Origin of the sequence: Cellulomonas humilata (assembly GCF_030814415.1) — a bacterium.
GTDB classification, from domain to species: domain Bacteria; phylum Actinomycetota; class Actinomycetes; order Actinomycetales; family Cellulomonadaceae; genus Cellulomonas; species Cellulomonas humilata_A.
The window spans coordinates 226491-251545 of record NZ_JAUSVB010000005.1 but is presented as its reverse complement, the minus strand read 5'-3'; the positions used below and the strand labels follow the sequence as shown (position 1 = coordinate 251545).

General features: G+C 73.8%; 20 protein-coding genes. 12 read left to right on the top strand and 8 right to left on the bottom strand.

Features of this window, described 5'->3' with window-relative positions:
- Positions 1-100 precede the first annotated feature (100 nt).
- From J2X26_RS17460 to ssd, 3 genes are read right to left on the bottom strand one after another with little or no spacing between them, the layout of a single operon-like run.
- Complete coding sequence (locus J2X26_RS17460) at positions 101-1057, bottom strand: type II secretion system F family protein (RefSeq protein ID WP_307493977.1); 957 nt, start codon at positions 1055-1057, stop codon at positions 101-103.
- Positions 1054-2253, bottom strand: a complete 1200-nt coding sequence (locus tag J2X26_RS17455; protein ID WP_307493976.1) for a TadA family conjugal transfer-associated ATPase — start codon at positions 2251-2253, stop codon at positions 1054-1056. The genes J2X26_RS17460 and J2X26_RS17455 overlap by 4 nt, the downstream gene beginning before the upstream one ends.
- Positions 2250-3014, bottom strand: coding sequence for a septum site-determining protein Ssd (gene ssd, locus J2X26_RS17450; RefSeq protein ID WP_307493975.1), 765 nt, complete (start codon positions 3012-3014; stop codon positions 2250-2252). Before ssd ends, J2X26_RS17455 begins: the two co-directional genes overlap by 4 nt.
- Before the next feature lie 306 nt (positions 3015-3320).
- On the opposite strand from ssd, the gene J2X26_RS17445 reads away from it, so the two are divergent.
- On the top strand, positions 3321-4127 hold the full coding sequence (locus tag J2X26_RS17445) for an HAD family hydrolase (protein ID WP_307493974.1): 807 nt from the start codon (positions 3321-3323) through the stop codon (positions 4125-4127).
- Between the two features lie 402 nt (positions 4128-4529).
- Here the strand turns inward: J2X26_RS17445 and J2X26_RS17440 are convergent, their stop codons facing one another.
- Entirely contained in the window at positions 4530-5357 is an 828-nt protein-coding gene (locus tag J2X26_RS17440; RefSeq protein ID WP_307493973.1) for a cell filamentation protein Fic, read from the bottom strand.
- A gap of 34 nt (positions 5358-5391) precedes the next feature.
- Between J2X26_RS17440 and J2X26_RS17435 the strand changes: the two genes are divergently transcribed.
- On the top strand, positions 5392-6786 hold the full coding sequence (locus J2X26_RS17435; protein ID WP_307493972.1) for an NAD-dependent malic enzyme: 1395 nt from the start codon (positions 5392-5394) through the stop codon (positions 6784-6786).
- Here the strand turns inward: J2X26_RS17435 and J2X26_RS17430 are convergent.
- Positions 6783-7517 (bottom strand): IclR family transcriptional regulator, encoded by a 735-nt coding sequence (locus J2X26_RS17430; RefSeq protein WP_307493971.1) that lies wholly within the window; start codon positions 7515-7517, stop codon positions 6783-6785. The genes J2X26_RS17435 and J2X26_RS17430 overlap by 4 nt on opposite strands.
- 72 nt (positions 7518-7589) lie before the next feature.
- On the opposite strand from J2X26_RS17430, the gene hutH reads away from it, so the two are divergent.
- Genes hutH through hutI form a run of 5 tightly spaced genes read left to right on the top strand, consistent with a single transcriptional unit; the run spans position 7590 to position 14380 of the window.
- Positions 7590-9110 carry a histidine ammonia-lyase gene (gene hutH / locus J2X26_RS17425; RefSeq protein WP_307493970.1) on the top strand — a complete coding sequence of 507 codons (1521 nt, stop codon included), beginning with the start codon at positions 7590-7592 and terminating at the stop codon, positions 9108-9110.
- Positions 9107-10771 (top strand): urocanate hydratase, encoded by a 1665-nt coding sequence (gene hutU / locus J2X26_RS17420; RefSeq protein WP_307493969.1) that lies wholly within the window; start codon positions 9107-9109, stop codon positions 10769-10771. Before hutH ends, hutU begins: the two co-directional genes overlap by 4 nt.
- Before the next feature lie 11 nt (positions 10772-10782).
- Positions 10783-11931, top strand: a complete 1149-nt coding sequence (locus tag J2X26_RS17415) for an allantoate amidohydrolase (protein WP_307494155.1) — start codon at positions 10783-10785, stop codon at positions 11929-11931.
- Positions 11928-13241 carry a formimidoylglutamate deiminase gene (locus J2X26_RS17410; RefSeq protein ID WP_307493968.1) on the top strand — a complete coding sequence of 438 codons (1314 nt, stop codon included), beginning with the start codon at positions 11928-11930 and terminating at the stop codon, positions 13239-13241. Before J2X26_RS17415 ends, J2X26_RS17410 begins: the two co-directional genes overlap by 4 nt.
- Positions 13238-14380 carry an imidazolonepropionase gene (hutI, locus tag J2X26_RS17405; protein ID WP_307493967.1) on the top strand — a complete coding sequence of 381 codons (1143 nt, stop codon included), beginning with the start codon at positions 13238-13240 and terminating at the stop codon, positions 14378-14380. Before J2X26_RS17410 ends, hutI begins: the two co-directional genes overlap by 4 nt.
- Here the strand turns inward: hutI and J2X26_RS17400 are convergent.
- Complete coding sequence (locus tag J2X26_RS17400; protein WP_307493966.1) at positions 14377-15447, bottom strand: NADH:flavin oxidoreductase/NADH oxidase; 1071 nt, start codon at positions 15445-15447, stop codon at positions 14377-14379. The genes hutI and J2X26_RS17400 overlap by 4 nt on opposite strands.
- 88 nt (positions 15448-15535) lie before the next feature.
- On the opposite strand from J2X26_RS17400, the gene J2X26_RS17395 reads away from it, so the two are divergent.
- From J2X26_RS17395 to acs, 3 genes are all read left to right on the top strand, one after another.
- The gene (locus J2X26_RS17395; RefSeq protein ID WP_307493965.1) at positions 15536-16381 is read left to right on the top strand and encodes a formate/nitrite transporter family protein; all 846 of its coding nucleotides are present in this window, start codon (positions 15536-15538) and stop codon (positions 16379-16381) included.
- 67 nt (positions 16382-16448) lie between these two features.
- Positions 16449-17561 (top strand): hypothetical protein, encoded by a 1113-nt coding sequence (locus J2X26_RS17390; RefSeq protein WP_307493964.1) that lies wholly within the window; start codon positions 16449-16451, stop codon positions 17559-17561.
- 95 nt (positions 17562-17656) lie between these two features.
- Positions 17657-19657, top strand: a complete 2001-nt coding sequence (gene acs, locus J2X26_RS17385) for an acetate--CoA ligase (RefSeq protein WP_307493963.1) — start codon at positions 17657-17659, stop codon at positions 19655-19657.
- Positions 19658-19667: 10 nt separating this feature from the next.
- Here acs and J2X26_RS17380 read toward each other — a convergent pair whose 3' ends face one another.
- Both J2X26_RS17380 and J2X26_RS17375 read right to left on the bottom strand, forming a co-directional pair.
- Positions 19668-20501, bottom strand: coding sequence for a hypothetical protein (locus tag J2X26_RS17380; protein ID WP_307493962.1), 834 nt, complete (start codon positions 20499-20501; stop codon positions 19668-19670).
- Positions 20498-22189, bottom strand: coding sequence for a bifunctional lysylphosphatidylglycerol flippase/synthetase MprF (locus tag J2X26_RS17375; protein ID WP_307493961.1), 1692 nt, complete (start codon positions 22187-22189; stop codon positions 20498-20500). The genes J2X26_RS17380 and J2X26_RS17375 overlap by 4 nt, the downstream gene beginning before the upstream one ends.
- A gap of 85 nt (positions 22190-22274) precedes the next feature.
- On the opposite strand from J2X26_RS17375, the gene J2X26_RS17370 reads away from it, so the two are divergent.
- Positions 22275-23420 (top strand): alpha/beta hydrolase, encoded by a 1146-nt coding sequence (locus tag J2X26_RS17370; protein ID WP_307493960.1) that lies wholly within the window; start codon positions 22275-22277, stop codon positions 23418-23420.
- 193 nt (positions 23421-23613) lie between these two features.
- Positions 23614-25029: a cellulase family glycosylhydrolase gene (locus tag J2X26_RS17365; RefSeq protein ID WP_307493959.1), complete on the top strand. Its 1416-nt coding sequence runs from the start codon at positions 23614-23616 to the stop codon at positions 25027-25029.
- Positions 25030-25055: the final 26 nt, after the last annotated feature.

Genomic DNA, 25055 nt, shown 5'->3' with positions numbered 1-25055 from the left:
GGCTGCGCTCGTTCCCGGACCCGCGGCACAGGTCTCCACCACCACGGGCTGGTCGCCGCACCCCACGAGAGTGCGACGAGCACCGCGAGTCCAGCGGGCGTCACGCTCGTTCACCGGCGGCGTCGTCTGTGGTGACCGTGGAGCGCGTGGCACGCGCGCGGGAGGCACCCGCACGAGAAGCGCCCGGACGCGAGGCGTCCGTACGAGGCACACCCGCTCGGGAGGCACGAGCACGAGGGGGATCCGCAGGAGAGGCACCACCCGCTCGGGACGCACCCGTGAAAGCGGCACACGTGCGAAATGCGGCGTCGAGCACCGCACCCGACCGAGTCGTGCTGGTTCGCTCGTCGCCGGCCCGACCTGCGCGCGTCAGGAGCGCGGCCGTCCACCAGCGGCCCAGCAGGAGCATGGTCACGCCGAGCACCGCGGACGCCGTCCCGAGGCCGCCGGAGAGCACCACCGCCACCGGATCGGCGCCCAGGAGCGCGCCGAGCGCCACCCCGAGCAGCGGGAGCCAGGCGAGCACCTGCGCGGTCGACCTCGGTCCGGCCAGGGCCGCCCGCCGTTCTCCGTCCGCCTCCTCGTCGGCGGCGACGGCGAACGCGATCCGGTCGAGCACACCGGCCAGGGGTGCGCCGAGCTCGTCGGCGAGCCGGGTCGCCGCCAGCACCGCACGAGCGCGCTGCACGGCTCCGTCCTCGGCGCATCCACGGAACGCTGCCCGCCGCCCTCGGGACGTGGTGCGCCCGCGGAGCTCGGACAGTGTGGGGAACCGCAACCGTGCCGGTCGGCCCGTCGCTGTGAGCAGCGCGTCGACGCTCGGCGCCGGTCCGGCACCCGGCATGCCGAGTGCCCGGGACCACGCCTCACCGGGCGCCGCCCCGGCACGAAGCTGAGCGCTGACAGCAAGGAGGACAGCCGACAGGTCGGGCGCGGTCCGCGCAGTCGCCGGCCGGCCGACCTCCAGGTCACGCGCGCCCCCGCCGACCGGGCGACCTCCGGTCCCGGCCACCGCGACGACCGCGAGCGCCACGAGCGCTCCGACCAGGAGGATCACCGAGACGGTCCGAGCTCCGCGCGCGCCCCTGGCAGACCGAGGCGATCGGCGAGCGCCGACCACGCCGGGCCGGGCACCGTGGCACCGGACGGGTCGACCCGGATCGCGCACGCCACCTCGAGGTCGCCTGCGTGTCCCCGGCGAACCACTCCGACCTCGGCGACGTACCGATGGTCCGCCCGGCGCAGGTGCAGGACGGCGTCGAACGCGCTCGCGGCCTGCGCGGCGACCGCCTCCCGGGACAGCCCCGCCAGGGCCGCGAGCGCCTCCAGGCGTGCGGGCACGTCGGCGGCGGCGTTGGCGTGCACGGTGGCGCACCCACCGTCGTGCCCAGTGTTGAGCGCGGCGAGCACCTCGCGGACCTCGGCGCCGCGGCACTCCCCGAGGACGATGCGGTCGGGTCGCATGCGCAGTGCGTGCCGGACGAGGTCGGTCAGGTCCACCCGCCCGGCGCCGTCGACGTTCGCGTGCCGCGCGAGCAGCCGGACGACGTGCGGGTGCGCCGGGGCGAGCTCGCCGGCTTCCTCGACGATCACGAGCCGTTCGTCGTGCGGAACCAGTGACAGCAGCGCCGCGAGCAGGGTCGTCTTGCCGGAGCCCGTCGCCCCTGAGATGAGAAGGTTCGCGCGGGTGGCGACGAGCGCGCGGACCACGGGCACGACCGCGGGCGCGAGCGTCCCGGACGCGACCAGCTGCTCCACGGTGAACGCGCGGGACCGGACCACCCGCAGGCTGATCAGCGCGCAGGTTCCTGCCACCGGTGGGAGCACGGCGTGCAGCCGGGTGCCGTCCGGCAGCCGGGCGTCAACCGCGGGAGAAGCATCGTCGAGCCGCTGCCCGCCCGCGGCCGCGAGCCGGACCGCGAGCGCCCGGACGTCGTCGGCACCGCCGAGGTCCACGTCGACGCGGCTCAGCCGCCCGGCGCGCTCCACCCAGACGTCACGCGGACCGTTGACCAGCACGTCGGTGACGGCGGGGTCGTCGAGGAGCACCTGCAGCCTGCCGGCCCCGAAGAGCTCGTCGCGCACGGTCCGGGTGACGGAGCGCAGCGCGCTCGAGCCGAGCACCGCGCCGGCGTCCCGCGCGGCTCCCTCGACGGCGACGCCGAGGGAGCTGTCGGACGCGCCGTGCGCGCCGAGCCGTGTCCGGACGGCGTCGAGGAAGTCCGGTCCGACCCCCCGCACCAGGGTGCTCATGTCAGGACCCGCTGGAGGGCGCCGACGACGCGGGCCGCCGAGCGGGCCGTTCGCCCGGCCTCTGGAATCCCGCCGCGCTCGAGGGCGGCCACCAGGGTGCGGTCGGTCGAGAGCGACACCAGGATCGGCAGGTCGACCGCGTCGGAGAGCTCGGTCGAGCCGAGCCCGCCGGGTGCCGGGCCGCGGACGACCAGCCACGTCGGGACGTCCGGCTCGCCGAGGTGGGGTCGCATCGCGAGGACACCCGCGACCGTCCGCAGGTCGCGGGGCGCGACGACGAGCACCGCGTCGCACGCACCCACGAGCGACTCCCCCGCCACGACCGCGGCACGGTCGAGGTCAAGAACGAGGGCGCCCGCCTCCACGGTCAGCGCATGCAGGACGTCGGCGACTACGGCCGGCTCCGGGGCGCCGGGTCGTGCCCGGTCGGCGCTCAGCACCGCGCACGATCCCCAGCGCGGCAGCAGCGCCAGCACGTCCGCGCCGGACACCTCGCCCCGCGCGTCCGCCAGGTCCGGCCACCGCACGCCGTCGGCGGCCTCGAGCCCGAGCAGGACGTCGATCCCCGCGGACGCCCGGTCGAGGTCGACCAGGACGGTCGCCGTGCGTCGGGCGAGGTGCCGGGCAATGGTCGCGGCGAGCGTCGACGCCCCCGCGCCACCACGCCCGGCCACGACGCCGACGACGAGGGCGCGCTGCGGGGGTGAGGCGACCGACGGCCAGGTCGGATGGACGGGACGCGTACCGGCGAGGGGGGTCATCGGTGTCGCCTCTCCGTCGTTGCCGACCTGACCGCCGGCGCACGACGAACACTGCCGCGCACCGCGGGCTCGACACCGACCAGCAGCGTGCTCGGTGGACATCGCCCCGCTCGACGGGGCTGTGGGCGGCTCGGTAGCCAGCTCCACCGGGCCCGGCGCCGTCCGCCCCGCCCGGTCGACATCCGAGCAATCAGCACTGCCCCGTCGGCCCCCGTCCTGTCGGCCCCGCCCACTAGGCTCGCGCCGAGCCGCCAGGCACCCCAGACACGGGCACGCCTCCACCGACGACGACCGCCCCGGAGCAGCATGGACGAGGACCCGACGCAGCACGACGTGCCGCGTGAGGCTGCCTTCTTCGACCTCGACAAGACGATCATCGCGACGTCGTCCGCCACGGCCTTCTCTCGCCCGTTCCTGGCCCGGGGCCTGCTCACGCGGCGCTCGGTCCTGCGCACGGCGTACGCGCAGCTGCTCTACCTGGTCGGCGGCGCGGACGAGGACCAGACGGAGCGCCTGCGGGCGCAGCTGTCCCGCATGGTCGCCGGCTGGGACGTGTCGCTGGTGTCCTCGATCGTCGCCGAGACCCTGCACGAGTCGATCGACCCGACGGTGTACGCGGAGGCCGTCGCACTGATCGAGGCGCACCACGCGGCGGGCCGGGACGTCGTGGTGATGTCCGCGTCGGGCGCCGAGGTCGTCGAGCCCATCGCCGCGATCCTCGGCGCGGACCGCGTCATCGCGACGCGCATGACCGTGGTCGACGGCCGGTACACCGGGGAGATCGACTTCTACGCGTACGGGGAGAACAAGGCGTCGGCCATCCGGGAGCTCGCGGAGGTCGAGGGCTACGACCTCGGGGCCAGCTACGCGTACTCGGACTCAATCACCGACGCCCCGATGCTCGGCACTGTCGGCCATGCGTTCGCCGTGAACCCGGACCGGGCGCTGCGCAGGCTCGCGATCGAGCGCGGGTGGGGGACGCTGTCGTTCGTCCGCCCCGTGCCGCTGTTCCCGCGCCGGGCACGCATCGCCACGGCGGGCGTCGTCACCGTCGTCGTGGTGGCCGTGGTGGTCACCTGGGTCGCCGTGCGACGGCGCCGCCGGGGCGCGTGAACCTGTCCCGCATCACGGACATCTGTCCCAGCATCCGGCGGGCCCACCGACGTGGCCTGCGGTGTCGTCGCGCCGGGTTTCGCTGGTCCGGGATGTGGGGTACGACAGGGGTCACAACTGCATGACCGAGAAGGCACCCACGCGCAGGAGAGCCCACCTATGGGCAGGTCGACCGGGCTGGACCCGTCGCGACCGACACCGGTGCACGCTTGATCACCTTCTCGGTCGGCTGTTGGCGACGGCGCCCCCAGGGGCGCCGTCGTTCGTCCTGGGATAACGGACCGGCCCGGCGCCGACCAAGCCATGGGTGACGCACGGAAGCCACGAGACGTCGCTGAGGGCTTGTTCGACGAGCGACGACGCGGGACACGACACGATGCGACGCGCCACGCGCAGGCTGAGCTACGACGACCCCAACGAGCCCGCCAGCACCCCGTCCGCGATGACGCGCGCCTCCGCCGCCCCGACCTCCACCGCCGCGCCGTACGCGCGCACCCAGGCGGCCACACCCTCCGGTGAACCCGTCGCGAACCCCGCAGCCGCACCCAGGTACGGGTTGAGCGCGGCGGCCCAGGCCGACTCGCTGACCAGCGACCCGGTCGGGTCGAGGCCGCGCGCGGTCAGCAGCAGCCGCGCCACCGCGCGGGCGACCACCCCGTTCGCGGCGGTGAACGGCCGCAGGGTGAGCAGCTCACCGTGCACGACGGCGGCGACGACGAGGGCGGGCGCCGCGGACTCCCGCACGGTCCGGCCGAGCAGCTCGACGCGGGCGGCCAGCTCGTCGGCGACGGGTGCCGGACCGAGACCGCGCAGGTCGCCGGGCTGCTCGGTCGACCGCAGCCGGCCGACGGCGGCGTCGGGCAGCCAGCCACCGGTCGCGGCGACGTGCACCTGAGCGAGCAGCTGGCCCAGCGGGGGCAGCGCCACGGACCCGCGGTCGCCGAGAGCGGGCATCCAGCGCTCCACCAGGGCGGTCGCGCGGAGCGCACCGACGACGACGGGCTCGTTCCCGCCGCCGGTCGCGAGCGACCGCACCAACGACAGCGGGACGCGCACCCCCTCGATCTCGCAGGACGCGCGGGTCGCCCGCAGGCCCGCCTCGGCACGGACCTCGCGCCACCGCCGCCGGTACGCCTCGTGCCAGCGGAGCTCCTCGCACGCGACCCGGGCGCGGTCGACGGCATCGGCCACCCCCGGCAGGTCGAGGAGCGGGGCCAGGGCGTCGGTCACGCCGTCACCCTAGTGAGCGCGGCACAATGTCCGGATGGTCTCCCCCAGCGTCTCCTCGTCCATCACGGCGCGCCTGGAGGTGCAGGCCCGGCCGACCGCCGTCAGCGAGCTCACCACGGCGATCGAGAAGGCCGGCGGCATCGTCACGGCCCTGGACGTCACGGCGTCGGGCCACGAGCAGATGACGGTCGACGTCACGTGCGCGACGCGGGGCGAGCAGCACGCCGCGGACATCGTCGAGGCGCTCAAGGGTCTGCACGGCGTGGTCGTCGAGCGGGTCAGCGACCGCACGTTCCTCATGCACATCGGCGGCAAGCTCTCGATCGAGTCGAAGGTGCCGCTGCGCAACCGCGACGACCTGTCGATGGCGTACACGCCGGGCGTCGCGCGCGTCTGCGAGGCCATCGCCGCCCACCCGGAGGACGCCCGCCGGCTGACCATCAAGCGCAACACGATCGCGGTGGTCACGGACGGGACCGCGGTGCTGGGGCTCGGCAACATCGGTCCGCTGGCCAGCCTGCCGGTCATGGAGGGCAAGGCGGTGCTGTTCAAGCGGTTCGCGGGGATCGACGCGTTCCCCATCGCGCTGGACACCACGGACGTGGACCAGATCGTGGAGACGATCTGCGCGATCGCCCCGGTGTTCGCGGGGATCAACCTCGAGGACATCTCCGCGCCGCGCTGCTTCGAGATCGAGCGGCGGCTGCGCGAGCGGCTGGACATCCCGGTCTTCCACGACGACCAGCACGGCACCGCGATCGTGGTGGTGGCGGCGCTGACCAACGCGCTGAAGGTCGTCGGCAAGGACCTGGCGACGGTCCGCATCGTGCTGTCGGGCGCGGGCGCGGCAGGTACCGCGGTGCTCAAGCTGCTGCTCGCGGCGGGCGCGAAGGACGTCGTCGTCGCGGACATCGAGGGCGTCGTGCGCGCGGACCGGCCGGGCCTGGACGAGTCACTGTTCTGGACGGCGTCGATGACGAACCCGCGCGGCATCTCCGGCAGCATCCCGGACGCGCTCCGGGACGCGGACGTGTTCATCGGCGTCTCCGCCCCCGACGTGATCACGGGCCAGGACGTCTCGACGATGGCGAAGGACGCGATCGTGTTCGCGCTGGCCAACCCCCGCCCCGAGGTCGACCCCGACGACGCGGCGCAGTACGCGGCGGTCGTCGGCACGGGCCGCTCGGACTTCGCCAACCAGATCAACAACGTGCTCGCGTTCCCGGGCGTGTTCCGCGGGCTGCTCGACGCGCAGTCGCACCGGATCACGAGCGCGATGCTGCTGGCGGCGGCGTACGCGCTGGCGTCGGTGGTCACGGACGACGAGCTCAACCCGACGTACATCGTGCCCAGCGTGTTCAACCCGGAGGTCACGACGGTCGTCGCCGCCGCGGTGACCAAGGCCGCGCAGACCCCGATCGAGGTCTAGACCCGCCGGGACAGCTCGAGAGCGGCGCGCTGCGTCGCACGGACCAGCCCGTCGGGTGCCGGCCCGTCGGCGAACGTGACCGCGAGCCCGGCGATGGGGTGGCCCGTGCGGTCGCGCACGACCGACGCGACGGACGCGAACCCCGCGGTGACGTCCCCGCGCTCGGACGCCCACCCGACGCGGCGGACCTCGGTGAGGATCGCGCGCAGCTCGGACAGCCGCCGCGGGCCGACTCCGGTGCGGTCGACGAACGCCTCCCGACCGGGGAACAGTGCTCGCACCTGCGCCGCCGGCAGCCCGGCGAGGATCGCGCGCCCGCTCGCCGTGAGGTGCGCGGGCAGCCGGACCCCGACGTCGGTCACCAGCGACGGCCGGCCGGCGGCGCGCTCCTCGACGACGTAGACGACGTCGCGCCCGTGCAGGACGGCCAGGTGCGCGCTCTCGCCGACGTGGTCGACGAGCCGGGCCAGCACCGGTCGCGCAGCGCGAGCCAGCGGTGCCTGCCGGGAGTAGGCGGAGCCCAGCTCGAAGGCGCTGAGGCCGAGGCCGTAGCGGTGCTCCTCGGGCAGGTGGACGACGAAGCCGTGCTCGGTCAGGACGGTGAGCAGGTGATACGTGGTCGACCGCGGCAGGTCCAGCGCGAGCGCGAGCGCACCGGCAGGCAGCGGGCCGGTCCGCGAGAGGTGGTGCAGCAGCCGGAGGGTCGCGTCGGCGGCGGGGACGGTGCTCATGGTGTCTGGGATACCAGACAGAATCGCCGCGGACACCCTAGGAGCGGCGCGCGTGAGGCGGTGTCATGAACCATGAGCACCACCACCGCCACCGTCGTCGTGGGCACCGGTCCTGTCTCGATCGCGGACGTCGTGGCCGTGGCCCGTCACGGGGCGGGCGTCCGGCTGTCCGACGAGGCCCTCGCCGCGATCTCGAGAGGCCGTGCGGTCGTCGACGAGCTCGCCGCCGATACCGCGCCGCACTACGGCATCTCGACCGGCTTCGGCGCGCTGGCCACCCTGTCGATCCCGGCGGAGAAGCGTCGCGACCTGCAGCGCAGCCTGGTCCGATCGCACGCCGCCAGCACGGGCCCGGAGGTCGAGCGCGAGGTGGTCCGCGCCCTCATGCTCCTGCGCCTCTCGACGCTGGCCACGGGCCACACGGGCGTCCGATCGGAGACCGCGAGCGCGTACGCCGCGCTGCTCGACGCCGGCCTGACGCCGGTGGTCCGCGAGTACGGCTCGCTGGGCTGCTCGGGCGACCTGGCGCCGCTGGCCCACTGCGCGCTGGCGCTCATGGGCGAGGGCGAGGTCCGCGACGCCAGCGGGGCTCTGGTCCACGACCTCCCCCCGTACACGCTGACCGAGAAGGAGGGCCTCGCCCTCATCAACGGGACCGACGGCATGCTCGGCATGCTCGCGCTGGCCCTGCACGACCTGGCGAACCTCCTCGACACGGCCGATGTCGCCGCCGCGATGAGCGTCGAGTCGCTGCTCGGCACCGACGCGGTCTTCGCACGAGACCTTCAGGGCCTGCGCCCGCACCCCGGCCAGGCAGAGTCCGCCGCGAACATCCGCGCGGTCCTGCACGGCTCGGGGATCATGGCCAGCCACCAGACGCCGGAGTGCACCCGCGTGCAGGACGCCTACTCGCTGCGCTGCGCCCCGCAGGTGCACGGAGCCGCGCGCGACACCGTGGCGCACGCGACGGCCGTCGCGGAGCGCGAGCTGGCCGCCGCGATCGACAACCCGGTGATCACCGACGACGGTCGCGTCGAGTCCAACGGGAACTTCCACGGCGCCCCCGTCGGCTACGTGCTCGACTTCCTGGCGATCGCCGTCGCGGACGTCGCGAGCATGTCCGAGCGCCGCACCGACCGGTTCCTCGACGTCGCGCGCAGCAACGGCCTGCCCCCGTTCCTGGCGCACGACCCCGGAGTCGACTCCGGCCTGATGATCGCGCAGTACACGGCCGCCGGGCTGGTCTCGGAGCTCAAGCGGCTGGCGGTCCCGGCGAGCGTCGACTCGATCCCGTCGTCGGCCATGCAGGAGGACCACGTGTCGATGGGCTGGCACGCGGCCCGCAAGCTCCGTCGCGCCATCGACGGCCTGACCCGGGTGCTCGGCATCGAGATCCTGACGGCTGCCCGAGCGATGGACCTGCGTGCCCCCCTGGAACCGTCGCCGGTCACCGGGGCCGTCCGAGACCTGCTGCGCGCGGCGGGGATCCCCGGTCCCGGCCCGGACACGTACCTCTCCCCCGATCTCGAGACGGCGGCCGACGCCGTCCGCGACGGGCAGATCGCCGCCGTCCTGACAGGAGCACGCGCATGACCGCCGGCCCCCGCCCCGTCCGCGCCCCCCGCGGCACCACGCTCACGGCCCGCAGCTGGCAGACCGAGGCGCCGCTGCGCATGCTCATGAACAACCTGGACCCCGAGGTCGCCGAGCGGCCCGACGACCTGGTCGTCTACGGCGGCACCGGCAAGGCGGCCCGGTCGTGGGACGCGTACGACGCGATCGTGCGGACGCTGACGACGCTGGGCGACGACGAGACGCTGCTGGTCCAGTCGGGCAAGCCGGTCGGCGTGCTGACGACGCACGAGTGGGCGCCGCGCGTCCTGATCGCCAACTCGAACCTGGTCGGCGACTGGGCGACCTGGCCCGAGTTCCGTCGGCTCGAGCAGCTCGGGCTGACCATGTACGGGCAGATGACGGCCGGCTCGTGGATCTACATCGGCACGCAGGGGATCCTCCAGGGCACCTACGAGACCCTGGCGGCGGTCGCCGCGAAGCGGTTCGGCGGGACGCTGGCAGGCACGCTGACGGTGACGGGCGGCTGCGGCGGCATGGGTGGCGCGCAGCCCCTCGCCGTCACGCTCAACGGGGGCGCGTGCCTGATCGTCGACGTCGACGGCGACCGCCTGCACCGCCGGGTCCGCGAGCGCTACCTGGACCGGGTGGCGACGAGTCTCGACCAAGCAGTTGCGCTGGTCAGCGAAGCGAGAGCCCAGAAGACCGCCCTGTCGGTCGGCGTCGTCGGCAACGCGGCAGAGGTCCTCCCCGAGCTGCTGCGCCGTGGCGTCGAGGTCGACGTCGTCACCGACCAGACCTCCGCGCACGACCCGCTGTCCTACCTGCCCGTCGGCGTCGACGTGGCCGACTGGGCGTCCTACGCAGCCGCGAAGCCGGAGGAGTTCACCGACCGCGCGCGCGAGTCGATGGCCCGGCACGTCGAGGCGATGGTCGGGTTCATGGACGCGGGCGCCGAGGTGTTCGACTACGGCAACTCGATCCGCGACGAGGCCCGCCAGGGCGGCTACGACCGGGCGTTCGACTTCCCCGGCTTCGTCCCCGCGTACATCCGCCCGCTGTTCGCGGAGGGCAAGGGCCCGTTCCGCTGGGCCGCCCTCTCGGGCGACCCGCACGACATCGCGGTGACCGACCAGGCGGTGCTCGACCTGTTCCCCGACGACGACCACCTGCACCGCTGGATCCGGGCGGCCCAGGACCGGGTCGCGTTCCAGGGCCTGCCGGCGCGGATCTGCTGGCTCGGGCACGGCGACCGCGACCGCGCGGGGCTGCGGTTCAACGAGCTCGTCGCGTCCGGCGAGGTCAGTGCGCCGCTCGTCATCGGCCGCGACCACCTCGACGCCGGCTCGGTCGCGTCGCCGTACCGGGAGACCGAGGGCATGGCCGACGGGTCCGACGCCATCGCCGACTGGCCGCTGCTGAACGCGCTGGTCGCGGCGTCGTCGGGTGCCACCTGGGTGTCGATCCACCACGGTGGCGGCGTCGGCATGGGCCGCTCGATCCACGCCGGGCAGGTGTCCGTCGCCGACGGGACCGAGCTCGCCGCGCGCAAGCTCGCGCGGGTGCTGTCCAACGACCCGGGCATGGGCGTGCTGCGGCACGTGGACGCCGGCTACCCGCGGGCCGACGAGGTCGCGACGGCCAACGGCCTGCGGGTGCCGATGCGGGAGGGCGGCGCGTGACCTTCGCCCGGATGTGGTCGGACCTCGCCCCTGTCGGCCGGGCGTCCGACGGCGGCTACCGCCGGTTCGCGTGGACCGCGGAGGACCACGTGCTGCGCGAGTGGTTCGCCGGCGAGGCGGCGGCCCGCGGGCTCGCGCTGACGACCGACCGCGCGGGCAACCAGTGGGCCTGGTGGGGCGACCCCGACACGCAACCAGGGATCGTCACCGGCAGTCACCTCGACTCGGTGCCGGGCGGCGGCGCGTTCGACGGGCCGCTCGGCGTGGTCAGCGGCTTCGCGGCGCTGGACGCGCTCCGGGCGAAGGGCGTCGCTCCGAGACGGCCGCTCGGCATCGCGAGCTTCGTCGACGAGGAGGGAGCCCGCTTCGGCATCGCCTGCGCGGGCTCCCGCCTCATCACCGGGGCGCTCGACGCCGACAAGGCCCGCGGCCTCCGCGACGCCGACGGGACCACGATGGCCGACGCCCTGACCAGCGCAGGTCGCGACCCGAGGTCGCTGGGCAGGGACGACGAGACCCTCCGCCGCATCGCGTCGTTCGTCGAGCTGCACGTCGAGCAGGGCCGCGGGCTGGTGCACACGGGCGACCCGGTGGGCGTGGGCCGGATGATCTGGCCGCACGGCCGCTGGCGCGTCGAGCTGCGGGGCCAGGCCAACCACGCCGGCACCACGCCGCTGGCCGACCGCCACGACCCGATGCTCGACCTCGCGGCGTTCATCGCGCACGTGCGCCGGGCCGCCCATGACGCGGGCGCGCTCGCCACCGTCGGCAAGCTGCGCGTCGACCCGAACGGTGTGAACGCGATCCCGTCGCAGGTCACGGCCTGGCTGGACGTCCGCGCCGAGGACGAGTCGGCCGTCCGCGCGGTCCTCAGGGCGCTGCAGGAGTACGCGCCCGCCGAGGAGTCGTGGACCCCGGTCACCGTCCTCGACGCCGACCTGGCCGACACGGTGGTCGACGCGCTCGGCGGGCCGCCGACGATGAGCACCGGTGCCGGCCACGACGCCGGGATCCTCGCCGCCGCGGGCATCCCGACCGCGATGCTCTTCGTGCGCAACCCGTCGGGCATCTCGCACGCCGCCGCAGAGGACGCCGACGAGGCGGACTGCCTGGCGGGCATCGACGCGCTGGCCACGGTGCTGGAACGGTTGCTGACGTGACGACGTACTGGGCGGCGCACGCCTGGCTGCCGGACGGCCTGGCCGAGAACGTCCGGATGACCGTGTCCGACGGGCGGATCTCCGCCGTGACCGTCGGTCCCCCAGAGCCGGACGACCACCGCCTCCCCGGCGTCGTCCTGCCCGGCTTCGCCAACACGCACTCCCACGCCTTCCACCGGGCGCTGCGCGGCCGCACCCACGACGGCGGCGGCACGTTCTGGGCCTGGCGCGAGCGCATGTACGCGCTGGCGGCGACCCTGACCCCGGACACGTACCTCGATCTGGCGCGCGCCACCTACGCCGAGATGGTGCTCGCGGGCGTCACGGCGGTCGGCGAGTTCCACTACCTGCACCACGGGCCGGACGGCACCCCGTACGACGACCCGAACGTCATGGCCGAGGCCCTGCGCACGGCCGCCCGGGACGCCGGCCTACGGATCACCCTGCTGGACACCGCGTACCTGACGGGTGGCATCGACGCCCCGCTCGAGGGTGCGCAGCGCCGGTTCGGCGACCATGACGCCGACGCCTGGGCCCACCGGGTGGCCGCGATCCGCCCCGACGACACCCTGACGGTCGGCGCCGCGATCCACTCGGTCCGCGCGGTCCCGCTGGACGCCATCCCGGTCATCACCGCGCACGCCACTGGCCGGCCCCTGCACGTGCACCTGTCCGAGCAGCGCCTGGAGAACGAGCAGTCGCTGGCCACGTTCGGCGTCACCCCGACCCGGCTCCTGGAGGACGCGGGCGCGCTCGGCCCCGACACCACGGCGATCCACGCGGTCCACCTGACCCCGGAGGACGTCGCGATCCTGGGCTCGACGCGCACGGGCGTGTGCCTGTGCCCCTCGACCGAGCAGGACCTGGGCGACGGGATCGCGCCCGGCGGCCTCCTGCACGCGGCGGGTGCCCGGCTCAGCGTCGGCAGCGACCAGCACGTCCGCACCGACCTGCTCGCCGAGGCCCGCTCGGTCGAGCTGCACGAGCGGCTGGCGAGCGAGGAGCGCGGCAGCTTCGCCCCCGCCGAGCTGATGGAGCTGCTCACCTCCGGCGGCCACGCCAGCCTGGGCGACCCGACGGGTGGCCGTCTGGTAGAAGGCGCCCCGGCCGACCTCGTCGCCGTCCGCACCGACACCCCGCGGACCGCCGGCGCGGACCCCGCACAGCTCGTGCTGGTCGCGGGCAGCGCCGACGTCGACACCGTCGTGATCGGCGGCGTCGTGCGGGTCGAGGGCGGCCGGCACGTGCTGGGCGACGTCGGGGCGATGCTCGGCTCGGCGGTCCGCGCGGCATGGGAGGAGGCTCGATGACGTCCCACCTGGTCACCGGCATCGGCGAGCTGGTCACCCACGACCCGCGGTTCGACGGGCCGCTCCTGGACGCGGCACTTGTCGCGCAGGACGGTGTCGTCGTCTGGGTCGGACCGGCGTCGGGGCAGCCCGCCGCCGACACCCGCACGGACCTCGGCGGCGCCGCGGTGGTCCCGGGCTTCGTCGACTCCCACACGCACCTGGTCTTCGCGGGCGACCGCGCGGCCGAGTTCGAGGCCCGGATGGCGGGCCAGACCTACACAGGCGGGGGCATCGCAACGACGGTCGCAGCCACGCGCGCGGCGTCCGACGACGACCTGCGCCGACGTCTCGTGGCACTCGTGGCGGAGGCGCGAGCCCAGGGCACCACCACGATCGAGGTGAAGAGCGGCTACGCCCTCGACGTCGCAGGCGAGGAACGCCTGCTCCGGCTGGCCCGCGAGGTCACGACGGAGACCACGTTCCTCGGCGCGCACGTCGTCCCACCCGGCATCGACCGCGCGGACTACCTCGCCCTGGTCACCGGCCCCATGCTCGCGGCCTGCCTGCCGCACGCGCGCTGGGCCGACGTCTTCTGCGAGCCCGGCAGCCCGCTGGCGTTCGACGGCGACGAGGCCCGGTCGGTGCTGGTCGCTGCCCGTGAGGCGGGCCTGGGGCTGCGCGTGCACTCCAACCAGCTCACGCCCGGTCCCGGCGTGCGGCTGGCCGTCGAGCTGGGTGCCGCGAGCGTCGACCACTGCACCTACCTGAGCGGCTCCGACGTCGACGCGTTGGCCGGCTCCGACACGGTCGCCACCTTGCTGCCCGGCGTCGAGTTCTCCACGCGGTCCCCGTACCCCGACGCGCGCCGTCTGCTCGACGCCGGGGTCGAGGTGGCGCTGGCCAGCGACTGCAACCCCGGCACCTGCTTCTCCACGTCGATGCCGCTGATGATCGCGCTCGCCGTCCGCGAGATGCGGATGACCGTCGCCGAGGCGCTCCGGGCGGCCACGCTCGGCGGCGCCCACGCGCTGCGGCGCGACGACGTCGGCCACCTGCACCTCGGTGCCCGCGCGGACCTCGCCGTGCTCGACGCGCCCAGCTACCGCCACCTGGCGTACCGCCCGGGCGTCCCGATCGCGCGCGGGCTGAGCCTCTAGGCCCAGGTCGCCCGGAGGTACTGCGGCTGCCAGGCCGCGGAGTCGGCGACACCCAGCTCGTGCGCGGCACGCAGCGGCCAGAACGGGTCACGCAGCCCTTCGCGGCCCAGCAGGATCGCGTCCGCCGATCCGTCCGCCAGCACCGCCTCCGCCTGCGCCGGGTCCGTGAGGAGACCGACGGCCGCGACCGGCAGCGCCGACGTCGCGCGCACCTCGCGCGCGGCCGGCACCTGGTAACCGGGGCCGACGGGGATGTCCGCGGGCGCGTTGCCGCCGGTGGAGACGTCGACCAGGTCCACGCCGTGGCCACCCAGCTCCTTGGCCACCTGCGCGACCTCGTCCACCGTGAGCCCACCCTCGACCCAGTCGGTCGCGGAGAGCCGGACGAACAGCGGCTTGTGGTCGGGCCAGGCGGCGCGGACCGCATCGGCCGTCTCGACGAGCAGCCGCGCGCGGTTCTCCAGCGAGCCGCCGTACTCGTCGTCGCGGTCGTTGGACAGCGGCGAGAGGAACTGGTGCAGCAGGTAGCCGTGGGCGGCGTGCAGCTCGACGACGTCGAAGCCCGCGTCGTCGGCCCGGCGGGCGGCCGCGGCGAAGGCCCGAGGGATGCCCGCGATCTCGTCGAGGGTCAGCGCGTGGGGCGCCTCGAGACCGGGGAACGCGGTGGCCGACGGGCCGACCGTCGTCCAGCCGCCCTGGTCCACCGGCACGGAGCCCCGCCCGGCCGCGAACGGGGCGAACGTGGACGCCTTGCGGCCCGCGTGCGCCAGCTGCACCCCGATCAGCGTGCCGCGCTCGTGCACGAAGTCGGTGATCCGGCGCCACTCGGCGATGTGCAGGTCGTGCCACAGCCCGGTGTCCTGCGGCGAGATCCGCCCCTCGGGGACCACCGCCGTGGCCTCCGCGATCAGCAGGCCGAAGCCGCCGGCCGCCCGGGAACCCAGGTGCACCAGGTGCCAGTCGTTCGGGCTGCCGTCCACCGCCGAGTACTGGCACATCGGCGCCAGCCACGCACGGTTGGGGAACGTGGTGCCGCGCATGGTCAGCGGCGAGAAGAGAAGGGTCACGTGCGGTCGCAACCGCGGTGGGGTGCCGTGGATTCCCTGGGCCTTTCGGCCCTCCACGCGGGCCGCGGGCGGACGCGACCATGGACAGGTGCTGAGCATCCCCGACACGGTCGACGCCCAGGCGACAGGCGCGCGCCACAAGGTCGACCTCCTGCGCACGCCCGGCCTGTTCCTGGTGCGCACCATGCTCGCCGGCGCGTACATCGGCATCGGCGTGCTCATCATGGCCACCGCGGGCGGTCCGCTGGTCGTGGCCGGGTCGCCGTTCGCGCCCCTGGTCCAAGGGCTGGTGTTCGGGGTCGCGCTGACCGTGGTCCTGGTCGCGGGGGCCGAGCTGGCCACCTCCGCGATGATGATCCTCACGCAGGGTGCGCTGCGCGGCGCCATCGGCTGGGGGCGAGCCGGGCTGACGCTGCTCGCCTGCCTCGGCGGCAACCTGCTCGGCGCGATGCTGTTCGCGTTCCTCGTGCACGTCTCCGGGGTCGTCGCGCCCGGCACCCCCGGCGGGACCACGCTGGCGGGGATGATCGAGCACAAGGCCGACGCGACGTCGATCCAGCTGTTCACGCGCGGGATCCTGTGCAACCTGCTCGTCTGCCTGGCCGTCTGGGGCGCGGCACGACTGCGCAGCGAGGGTGCGCGGCTGGTCGTGGTGTTCGGGTGCGTGATGGTGTTCATCACGTCCGGCTTCGAGCACGTCGTCGCCAACATGACCACGTTCTCGCTCGGCCTCTACGGTGGCCTGCCCGGCGCCGACCTGATCGAGATGGCCAGGAACCTCACCCTCGTCGGCCTCGGCAACCTCGTCGGTGGTGCCCTCCTCGTCGGCGCGGCCTACGCGTACGGCAGCAGGCCGGCGTCGCGGAAGACAGATGTGGACGAGTCCGGCTCGGGCGCGCTGCACGGCGACCGGGAGCTGCTGGCAATACGGTGACTCGGAACAGCGGCGTCAGTCGGCGCCGCCCGACCGCGCCCGACCAGGCCCCCTTCGAGGAGCACGCATGAGCACCTCCGACCCGCACCGTCCCGGCGGCGCAACAGACCGCCCGGACGAGACGCCCGACACCGACGCGGACACTGCCGCGACGACCGAGCCGACCACGTCCATCGAGGAGACGACACCCGCCGTCGACGAGCCCCAGACCCACGAGGTCGCGCCGACCGTCGAGACCCTCGACCCGCCGGCGCCGAGCGAGCCGGAGACCTCTCCCGTCCCGCCGCCGGCCACGGCGACGGCTGAGCAGTCGACGGCCTCCGAGCCCGAGCCGGTCGCAGGCACGATCGACGCCGAGCTGCCCGCGGCCACGACCGCCGGAACCGCGGCTGCTGCCGGCACCGCGGCGAGTGCCGCCCGGACGACGAGCACGAGCGAGCCCGTCGCGGACACCGGCAGGCACGCGATCGTCCGACCGGCCCCCACGCCCCCGGACGAGCCGACCACGGCCGCTGCGGCACCCGTCGAGACCCCGCCGGACCCGGTCCGGTCCCCGACGACGCCGACGGCACCCGAGCCCGCCGCTGAGCCCGTCGCCGCCGCACCCGTGGCCGCCGCACCCGTCGCAGCCGTCCCCGCACCCACCGAGCCGACGCCCCCCGGGGCCGAGCAGGACGACCGGCTCTTCCCGGACCCGAATGCCCCGCGGAGCACGTCGGTCGGGTCGCACATCCTGGGCGTCATCGTCGGCCTGATCCTGGCCCCGATCGGCGTCGCGGTGCTGCTGCTGGGCGAGTCCCGGATCCTGCAGGCGCAGGTCAAGGGCTGGGACGCGTCCACCGAGGTGCTCGGCATCGTGCTGGTCTCGCTCGGTCTGCTGATCCTCGGGTGCGTGCTGCTGCTGGCGCTCTGGACGCCGGCGGTCCCCATCACGGGCGGCGCGGTGCTGACGCTCGCGGGCATCGTCTACCTGTACCTGCCGTCGATCGCCCGCGAGCAGACGCTCAACATCCTCACGTCGTCGGGCTGGCGGCTCACGGTCACGCAGGTGACCGTCGCCGGGACGTCAGGGATGGTCCTCGCGGTCGGATTCCTGCTCCTGCTGGCGGGCATCGTCGCCGGGTCGGCCCGTCGTCGCGGGGCCCGGCTCGGGGAGTTCCGCGAGCGCCACCGCGTCTGAGCCGCCAGCATGGGCACGCCGGGTCTCCGGCTAGAGTGCGGTTCCGGACCCCTGGTCCACCTGCATCGACGTCGCTGCACAGGAGGTGGTCCTTCGTGACCGACACCACGCCCGAGACCCACGAGCCCGGCCTCGAGAACCTGCTCACCGAGGACCGCCGGTTCCCGCCGAGCCCCGAGTTCGTCGACCAGGCCAACGCGCAGCGGGGGCTGTACGCGTGGGCCAACGCCGACCGGCCCAGCTTCTGGGCGGAGCAGGCCCGGGAGCTGCTGAGCTGGGAGCAGCCGTTCGAGGAGGTCCTCGACTGGTCGAAGGCGCCGTTCGCGCGCTGGTTCGCCGACGGCACGCTCAACGCCGCGTACAACGCGGTGGACCGGCACGTGGAGGCCGGGAACGGCCACCGGGTCGCCCTGCACTTCGAGGGCGAGGGCGGCGACACCCGCACGGTCACCTACGCCGACCTGAAGCGCGAGGTGTCCAAGGCCGCGAACGCGTTCACCGCGCTGGGCGTCGGCACGGGCGACCGCGTCGCCATCTACCTGCCGCTCATCCCCGAGGCCGTCATCACCATGCTGGCGTGCGCGCGCATCGGCGCCCCGCACTCCGTCGTGTTCGGCGGGTTCTCCGCGGAGGCACTGAGCACCCGGATCAACGACGCGGAGGCCAAGCTCGTCGTCACCGCGGACGGCGGGTACCGCCGCGGGGCGGCCAGCGCGCTGAAGCCGGCCGTCGACGAGGCGCTGACCAAGGGCACCCCGTCGGTGCAGCACGTGCTCGTCGTGAAGCGGACCGGCCAGGACGTCGCCTGGAACGACGAGGTCGACGTCTGGTGGTCCGACGTCGTCGACGCGGCCAGCGACCAGCACACCCCGGTCGCGGTCGAGGCCGAGCACCCGCTGTTCATCCTCTACACGTCGGGCACCACCGGGAAGCCGAAGGGCATCTTCCACACCACCGGCGGCTACCTGACCCAGGCGGCGTACACGCACCGCAACGTGTTCGACCTCAAGCCCGAGACGGACGTCTACTGGTGCACGGCGGACGTCGGCTGGATCACCGGGCACACCTACGTCGTCTACGGGCCGCTGATCAACGGCGCCACGCAGGTCATCTACGAGGGCACGCCCGACACCCCGCACCGCGGGCGCTGGTGGGAGATCATCCAGAAGTACAAGGTCTCGATCCTCTACACCGCCCCGACGGCCATCCGGACCTGCATGAAGTGGGGCGAGGAGATCCCGAACCAGTTCGACCTGTCGAGCCTGCGGGTGCTCGGGTCGGTGGGTGAGCCCATCAACCCGGAGGCGTGGATGTGGTACCGCCGGGTCATCGGCGGGGACAGCGCACCCATCGTCGACACGTGGTGGCAGACCGAGACCGGCGCCATCATGATCAGCCCGCTGCCGGGTGTCACGGAGACCAAGCCGGGCTCCGCGCAGGTGCCGCTGCCGGGCATCGCGGCCGACGTCGTCGACGACGAGGCCCACCCGGTGCCCGACGGCGGCGGTGGCTACCTGGTCCTCACGGAGCCGTGGCCGTCGATGCTGCGCGGCATCTGGGGCGACCCGGACCGCTACGTCGACACCTACTGGTCCCGGTTCCAGGGTCTGTACTTCGCGGGCGACGGCGCCAAGAAGGACGCCGACGGCGACATCTGGCTGCTCGGCCGCGTGGACGACGTGATGAACGTGTCCGGCCACCGGCTGTCCACCACGGAGATCGAGTCGGCGCTCGTCTCGCACCCGTGGGTCGCCGAGGCGGCGGTCGTGGGTGCCGCCGACGAGACCACGGGCCAGGCCGTCGTCGCGTTCGTCATCCTGCGCGGTGACGCGGGGGGTGGCGACCAGGAGGCCGACGCCGTCCAGACCGAGCTGCGCAACCACGTCGCCAAGGAGATCGGCCCGATCGCCAAGCCGCGGCAGATCCTCGTCGTCGCGGAGCTGCCCAAGACGCGGTCCGGCAAGATCATGCGCCGCCTGCTCCGGGACGTCGCCGAGAACCGCCAGGTGGGCGACGCGACGACGCTCGCGGACTCCTCCGTCATGGACCTGATCGCCCGGGGGCTGTCCGCGCCCGGCGCCAAGCAGGAGGACTGAGACTCAGGGTCTACGCGGGAGCCGGCTCCGCCCGCGGAGCCGGCTCTCCCTCTGCCGCCTGGTTGGCGGGGCTCATCGCGAGCACGACGCACCCGGTGACCGCCAGGACGAGCCCGACGAGGACGCCGGGCAGCATGCCGTTCGCGATCGTGTCTCCGAGCACCAGCACGCCGACGGCACCGGGCACCACGACCTCGATCACGGACAGGATCGCGGCGCTGGGTCCGACGGCCAGCCGCTCCAGCGCGCGCAGGTACCAGAGCGCGCCGATGATCCCGCCGACCACGATGCAGACCGTCATGGGCTGCCAGATCGTCGCCCAGATCCCGTCGTGGTGGTGCGACGCGCGCGCCGCGATCGCTGCTCCGGAGAAGCCGAGACCGGCGATCGCCGCCAGCAGCCAGCCGGGTCCGGACCGGTAGGACGCGAGGGCCACGACGGCGAGCACGCCGGTCGCGACGAGCATCGCCCGCTCGAACGACTCCGGGGGCGCGACGGCCGGCTGTTCGCCGGAGCCGAGGCCGATGAGCACGAGCGCGGCGATGACGACGACGACGGCCGCGACGTCCAGGCGCCGCATGCGTGCGTGCAGGATGAACCGGGCCCCGATGACGACGACCACGAGCATCGACGCCATGATCGACTGCACGACGAACAGCGGCAGGTTGTTCAGCGCCAGCAGCGAGAGCACGAACCCGAGCCCGTCGACCACGAACGCGCCGATGACCAGCGGCGTCATCACGGCGGCGAGCCCCTGCGTGCGTCGTGTCGCGACCGCCTGCATGAGGGTGCTGGCGCCGTAGGCCAGCGCGGACCCGATCGCGCAGAGCAGCGAGACGGTCACGAGGCCGCGCCGATGTTCCCGAGGAACCGCCCGATCACCGGGATCTCCGTGACCCCCTCGGCACCGGCGAGCACGAGCGCCTGCGTCGCGACGAGCTCGACCGAGTCGAGCACCACGTAGCGCGACACCCAGCCGGGGTCGAACTTCTCGTTGAACGTGCTGAGCGTGCCCATCTGGGTGCCCTGAGAGAGCCGCTGCAGTATCGGTCGGGTGAGCGACTCGATCCGTGAGGCGTCGGCGGGATCGCCCTCGAGGACCTCCCGCATCATCGCGAAGTTCAGCCCGAGCCCGCGCTGCCCGGTGTCGGCGAGGCGAGCGATCGTCGCGACGATGTTGGCGTCGATGAGGCCGTTGGGCAGCCCTTCGGTGTCGGTGCGTCGCCGCATGACGTCGAGCGACCAGCCGCCGATCGCGGTCGCGGGGACCCACTGGCAGAAGGCGTCGACGCGTCCCTCGGGATCGCGCGTGACCGAGAGCAGGAGACCGGTGTCCTCGGGCTGGAACAGCCGCGACAGCGTCATCGAGAAGCCGCGTTCCGCCTCGCCGTGCCGGGACTCCTCGCTCATCGCCTCGATCTGCGCGCGCAGCTCGGGCTCGATGGCCGACGGGTCGTGGAAGGTCGTCGTGTAGCCGGCGCGCTGGATGCGGTTGACCGCCTGCCGCAAGGACTTGTGCGACCGGCCCTCGAGGCTGAACGTCGGGCAGTCGACGATGGCCTCGTCGCCCAGGTAGACCGTCCGCAGACCGCTCGACTCGTAGACGGGCAGCCAGTCCGCGGCTGCTCCGATGACGGCGACCGACCAGCCGAAGTCGTCGGCGAAGTCGAGGAACTCCGCCCAGGCGAGCCCGCGTTCATCGGGCGGGCCGATGGGGTCCGGGGACACCAGGCACACGCCCCCGCGCGCCGAGTGCGCGACCACCGTCGAGCCGGTGAAGAACCAGTCCTTGTCGTCCCGCAGCGCGAAGTAGTCGAGCGTGCCGCTGCCGTGCTTCTGCACCACGAGCCGGGCGCGCTCCCGCTCGTCCCGATGGTCCTCGGGGCTGAGCCGGCGGGGTCGGCGCGGCGAGAGCAGCGACCAGAGCAGGGCGGCGACGAACACCAGGGTCAGCGCGTACGTGACGGGGACCAGGATGCGGCCGAGCCGCTCGATCTCCGCGTCGGTCGCGTCCGTGGCGACCGCCCAGACGGCCAGCCCGACGACGAGCACGACGACGAACACCACGGCGGCGACGGTCCAGATGATCGCCCACCGGACGGCGCGGCGCGTCGGCAGGACCGGGAACGCGTTGCCCTGCGCGGCGAGCCACACGATGCCGACGGCGATCACCAGGGCGGGGAGGACGTCGGGACCCTTGGCCAGGTGGATCACGACCGAGAAGGCCAGCACGACCAGGGTGCCCAGCCACGCGAGCCGGTTCCCGCGCCGCAGACCTCGCGCGGTCAGCAGGAGGACCACCGAGACCAGCGCGAGGGAGGGACGCGCGGTGTGCACCACCAGCTCGGGGACGACGTCGCGCACCAGACCCATCCGCTGCCAGAGCGGGTGGATCGTCGCCGACAGCAGGCTGAGCACCGCCAGGATCAGCGTCGCCCGGGAGGCGATCTCGCGGACCCGCCCCCGCCTGCGCTGCTCCTCGATCGCCGACGCCCCCGTGGTGCGCGGTAGGCGCACGCTGCTCCCCGTCATCGGTCCAGTCTGCCCGCTCTCGTGCCGGAGGGCCGCGTCGATGGGACGCTGTTCCCCACAGCTGTCGGGCGCAACGGGGGTGTCCATGGTCGGCGCCGAGGACCCACCGGGCAGCACGATCCCACCCAGGGTCCTGGACCAGCTGGCCGGTGGGGGCGACTGGATCAGCTCGTGGTGGACCGTCGCCGTCGCGCTCGCGCTCGCCGGGCTGGTGGTGCTCTGGGCGGTCCGGAGGCACCGGGCGGACCGCTGGTCGTGGCCGCTGTGGGTGGTCACCGCGCTGGGGGTCGCGTTCACGCTCGGGATCGCGGCGAACGTCATCGTCGGCTACGTCCCGAACGTCGCCGCCGCACGGGTGTCCCTGGCCAGCTGGGGCATCGGGTCCCCGCCTCCGCCGCTGGAGCACGGTTCCGCCGAGGCCCGGTCGGGCGGCGCGGGCTCGGGCCGCGTCGAGGCCGTCCACGTGCCCGCTCCCGCCGCGGACCGGATGCCGGGCAGCAGCCTGACGTGGATCTACACACCGCCGGGGTACGAGGCCGGCTCCACCCGGTACCCGGTCGTCTACCTGGTGCACGGCAGCCCGGGCGCGGGTGGCGACTGGTTCGCGGCCGGGAACGTCCCCCACGCGATGGACGTGCTCCTCGAGAACCACCTGGTGGAGCCCATGATCGTCGTCGGGATGGACGTCAACGGCACCGGACCCAGCGCGGAGGACACCGAGTGCCTGGACTCGACGACGGGCGGCTCCCAGGTCGAGACCTACATCTCCGAGACGGTGATCCCCTGGGTCGACGCCCGGTACCGGACCGCGGACGACTGGCGGCACCGCGCGATCGGCGGCTTCTCGTCGGGCGGGTTCTGCGCGCTCGACCAGGGCCTGCGCCACCCGGAGCTCTACGGCGCGATCCTGGCGCTGGACACCACCGGCGACCCAGGCACGGGCGGGCAGGCGATGCTCGCGACGCAGGCGCAGTGGGACCAGCACGACGTCACGACGTACGCGAAGACCGTCCCGCTGCCCCACCCCGTGGCCCTGTTCGTGGACATCGCGGGCGCCAACCACGGCCAGCCCCGCGCCGACCTCACCTCGATCGCCGCCGACCTGCGTGCCCGGGGTGAGGACGTCGTGGTCCGTGAGGAGCAGGGCCTGGACCACACGTTGAACTTCGCCCGGCAGGCGATCCCCTACGGCCTGGTGTTCGCGTCGGCGCACCTCGCCGACAAGTCGTGAGGTCAGGCAGGGGTTCGCGTGCGGTGTGAAGCGTTTCGGGCCGTGGAGAGCGCCTCCCTGACCTGGTTGTGTGACCACGCACCCGCCCGTCGGCCGGCCGGCGGAACGGCGGGCGGGTGCTTCCACCACACGAACCCCTCGAGGCCGCCGCGTGCCCGCGACCGGCTCGATGCCCCAGGAACGAGGACGTCCCATGAGGTCTCGACTGTCCCTGCTGTCCGGCGCCGCCCTGGCTGCCGCCGTCGTCGCGCTCGGCGCGACGACGCTGATCTCGACGGCCGCGCACGCCGCGACGCCACCCGGTCTGCACGTCTCCGGCACCCAGCTGGTGGAGAAGGACGGCACCCCCTTCGTCGCGCGCGGCGTCAGCCACGCCCACACCTGGTACACGTCCCAGACCGCGACCGCGATCCCCGCGATCCGCGCGGCGGGCGCCAACGCCCTGCGCGTCGTGCTGTCCGGCGGTGACCGCTGGACCAAGAACGACGCCGCCGACGTCGCCAACATCATCAGCCTCTGCAAGGCCAACAAGCTCATCTGCATGCTCGAGAACCACGACACCACCGGCTACGGCGAGCAGAGCGGTGCCGTCACGCTCGACACCGCGGCCAACTACTGGGTGAGCATCGCCTCGGCCCTGCAGGGTCAGGAGGACTACGTCCAGATCAACATCGGCAACGAGCCCTTCGGCAACAACGCGACGACCAACGCGACCTGGGCCTCCGCCAGCTCCGCGGCCATCCAGAAGCTGCGCAACGCCGGGCTGCACCACAACATCGTGATCGACGCTCCCTCGTGGGGTCAGGACTGGGCCGGGATCATGCGGGACAACGCCGCGACCGTCGCCGCGTCGGACCCGGACAAGAACGTCCTGTTCTCCGTCCACATGTACGGCGTCTACAACAACGCGTCGACCATCAACGCCTACCTCGACGCGTTCAAGTCGAAGGGCCTGCCGCTGGTCATCGGCGAGTTCGGCAACATGCACTCCGACGGCGACCCCGACGAGGACACGATCATGTCCGAGTCGGTGAAGCGCGGCCTCGGCTACTACGGCTGGTCCTGGTCGGGCAACGGTGGCGGTGTCGAGTACCTCGACATGGTGACCAGCTTCAACGCGTCGCAGCTGACGTCCTGGGGAACCCGGATCTTCAACGGCACCAACGGCATCAAGTCGACGGCCGTGACCGCGAAGATCTACGGCGGCGTCCAGCCGACCCCGACGCCCACCCCGACGGCGACCCCGACGCCGACGCCGACCGTCACCCCCACACCCACCGCCACCCCGACGCCGACCACGCCGCCCAGCAAGGGCTGCACCGCGGCGCTGGTGGTGAGCAACACCTGGCCCGGTGGCTACCAGGCCGCCGTCACCGTCAAGAACGGCACCGCGATGATCAGCACCTGGAAGACCTCCTTCGCCCTCCCCTCGGGCGGATCGGTCCAGAGCGGCTGGTCGGGCACCTACTCGCAGTCCGGCTCGACCGTGACGGTGTCCAACGCCGCCTGGAACGGGCTGCTCGGCTCCGGCGCATCGACCACCTACGGCTTCGTGGGCAGCGGCACCGCACCGAGCTCCTCGACCGCGGTGACCTGCACCGCCAGCTGATCGCACGCTGAGGAAGCGCGCAGGAG

What these genes read in the sequence shown, in the direction of transcription:
- J2X26_RS17455 (WP_307493976.1), bottom strand. Translation starts at nt 2,253, where the DNA reads ATGAGCACCCTGGTGCGGGGGGTCGGACCGGACTTCCTCGACGCCGTC.
- ssd (WP_307493975.1), bottom strand. Translation starts at nt 3,014, where the DNA reads ATGACCCCCCTCGCCGGTACGCGTCCCGTCCATCCGACCTGGCCGTCG.
- J2X26_RS17445 (WP_307493974.1), top strand. Translation starts at nt 3,321, where the DNA reads ATGGACGAGGACCCGACGCAGCACGACGTGCCGCGTGAGGCTGCCTTC.
- J2X26_RS17435 (WP_307493972.1), top strand. Translation starts at nt 5,392, where the DNA reads ATGGTCTCCCCCAGCGTCTCCTCGTCCATCACGGCGCGCCTGGAGGTG.
- J2X26_RS17430 (WP_307493971.1), bottom strand. Translation starts at nt 7,517, where the DNA reads ATGAGCACCGTCCCCGCCGCCGACGCGACCCTCCGGCTGCTGCACCAC.
- hutH (WP_307493970.1), top strand. Translation starts at nt 7,590, where the DNA reads ATGAGCACCACCACCGCCACCGTCGTCGTGGGCACCGGTCCTGTCTCG.
- hutU (WP_307493969.1), top strand. Translation starts at nt 9,107, where the DNA reads ATGACCGCCGGCCCCCGCCCCGTCCGCGCCCCCCGCGGCACCACGCTC.
- J2X26_RS17415 (WP_307494155.1), top strand. Translation starts at nt 10,783, where the DNA reads ATGTGGTCGGACCTCGCCCCTGTCGGCCGGGCGTCCGACGGCGGCTAC.
- hutI (WP_307493967.1), top strand. Translation starts at nt 13,238, where the DNA reads ATGACGTCCCACCTGGTCACCGGCATCGGCGAGCTGGTCACCCACGAC.
- J2X26_RS17390 (WP_307493964.1), top strand. Translation starts at nt 16,449, where the DNA reads ATGAGCACCTCCGACCCGCACCGTCCCGGCGGCGCAACAGACCGCCCG.
- J2X26_RS17375 (WP_307493961.1), bottom strand. Translation starts at nt 22,189, where the DNA reads ATGACGGGGAGCAGCGTGCGCCTACCGCGCACCACGGGGGCGTCGGCG.
- J2X26_RS17370 (WP_307493960.1), top strand. Translation starts at nt 22,275, where the DNA reads ATGGTCGGCGCCGAGGACCCACCGGGCAGCACGATCCCACCCAGGGTC.
- J2X26_RS17365 (WP_307493959.1), top strand. Translation starts at nt 23,614, where the DNA reads ATGAGGTCTCGACTGTCCCTGCTGTCCGGCGCCGCCCTGGCTGCCGCC.